The 1,269-nt window shown below is 59.5% G+C and carries 2 protein-coding genes; one reads left to right on the top strand and one right to left on the bottom strand.

Features of this window, described 5'->3' with window-relative positions; translation table 11 throughout:
• The first annotated feature begins 238 nt into the window (after nt 1-238).
• Nucleotides 239-667 carry a helix-turn-helix domain-containing protein gene (locus EN993_RS35970; protein ID WP_245469079.1) on the top strand — a complete coding sequence of 143 codons (429 nt, stop codon included), beginning with the start codon at nt 239-241 and terminating at the stop codon, nt 665-667.
• A gap of 120 nt (nt 668-787) precedes the next feature.
• Here the strand turns inward: EN993_RS35970 and EN993_RS35965 are convergent.
• Nucleotides 788-1,269: cytochrome d ubiquinol oxidase subunit II (locus tag EN993_RS35965; protein ID WP_206532487.1), on the bottom strand; the 482-nt coding region annotated here is incomplete at its 5' end.

Genomic DNA, 1,269 nt, shown 5'->3' with positions numbered 1-1,269 from the left:
CCACCACCGCTATCGCGGCAACCAGCAGCACCCTGGCATCGGTCGTGAAATCTCGGAGATTGTCGGGGCTGGCGTGATCAGGTTTCATTGCTGCTCTCATTCTGCGGACGCATCGCATGTGCCGGATGACTGTGTCGGCGGACACGGCATGCTTGTCGGTTCGCTATGTATCGTAATACGATATAAATAGACAAGGCCGTTCTTGCTAAAACCGATCGGAATGGAACAAGTGTCAAAAATGACGCATCCGCAAAAACCACGCCCCGCCATCAGCCAGGCCGACTACCAGCGGCTGTCGGAGTTTCGTTACCTGATCCGCCGCTTCCTCGAATTCAGCCAGGTCCAGGCACATGATGCCGGGCTGACCCCACGCCAGCATCAGGCGCTGCTTGCGATCAAGGGATATCCGGGTGGTGGACCGGTGACGGTCGGCGACCTCGCGGAGCGCCTGCGCATCCGCCACCACAGCGCCGTCGAATTGGTCAATCGCCTTGGCGAGGCGGGGCTGGTCGCACGGGATCAGGACAAGGACGACCACCGTCGTGTTCTGCTGCAGTTAACGGTGCGTGCCGACGACCACCTGGCCGACCTTTCGGTTGCGCATCTCGACGAGCTTTCGCGGATAGAACCGATGCTGAGACGCTTGCTGCGTCGTGGCGACGAATGATCCGAACAGGTCGACTTCATTGGCGTTGGCTCTTCGCGACATGCAGCTTCTTGCACGAGCCAGTTAGATACCATGTAAATATGAGAGCAACTGTGTCGGTCAGCGTCCGAAAAAACCTATTCAATGGTATCCGATATCTGCTCGGACTTTGCCGCGGAACACCCAGTACGACCAGCCGGTGTACATCAGGATTACTGGCAACAACACAAGAGTGCCGACGAGCAGGAAAGCCTGGGTGCGTTCTGAAGAAGCCGATTCCCAGAGCGTGAAATGGTAGGGAACGATCATCGGGAAGAGGCTGATGGCGATCCCGACATAGGAAAGCACAAAGAGGCCGATGGCGCCGACGAAAGGCTTCGTCTCACTTGCACTGCCCAGTACCCGCCAGGTGAAGAAGGCGACGGCCGCTGTCGCGACAGGTACCGGTGCCAAATACAGAATGTTGGGCCAGGCGAACCAGCGCGCGGCGATGGCCTGGCTCATGAACGGGGTCCAGATGCTGACCACGCCAATACCGACGAGGACGCCGACAAGACACATGCGGCCGTGGCGGCGCGCCGCCGCCTGCACCTCCCCCTCGGTCTTGAGGATCAGCCAGCCGG

It is taken from the genome of Mesorhizobium sp. M7D.F.Ca.US.004.01.2.1 (assembly GCF_003997785.1).
GTDB classification, from domain to species: Bacteria; Pseudomonadota; Alphaproteobacteria; order Rhizobiales; family Rhizobiaceae; genus Mesorhizobium; species Mesorhizobium loti.
The sequence above is the reverse complement of the archived record's forward strand: the minus strand, read 5'-3'. Positions and strand labels throughout refer to the sequence as shown.